Below are 317 nucleotides of genomic sequence, written 5' to 3'. Positions count from 1 at the left end.
AGGATCTCGGAACCGTCCTCTTCGATTTCGACAGCGCCAGCCTCGATGCCGAGGCCGCGACCCAGGTTCGGGCCATCGCCGAGGCGCTGGAGGCGACGCCGAGCTACAAACCGACCATCGTGGTGGGCTATACCGATGCCGTGGGCAGCACCGGCTACAACCTCGCCCTGGGCCAGCGCCGGGCGCAGACGGTCGCCGATGCCCTGACTGCGCAGGGCGTACCCGTCAGCCGGATCGGCACCATCGCAAGTCGCGGCGAGGCGGACCTCGTCGTCGCCGTGGCCACCGCCGAACGCCGCAACCGTCGGGTGAACGTG

1 protein-coding gene is annotated in these 317 nt (G+C 70.0%); it reads left to right on the top strand.

What is annotated here, in order from left to right; genetic code table 11:
- The coding region (locus H2O73_RS23650) for an OmpA family protein (protein WP_182110757.1) at positions 1-317 on the top strand (317 nt) is incomplete at both ends.

Origin of the sequence: Vibrio marinisediminis (genome assembly GCF_014050145.1) — a bacterium.
GTDB lineage: Bacteria > Pseudomonadota > Gammaproteobacteria > Enterobacterales > Vibrionaceae > Vibrio > Vibrio marinisediminis.
Note: the sequence above shows the minus strand (reverse complement) of the source record. Positions and strands in the feature narration are given on the sequence as shown.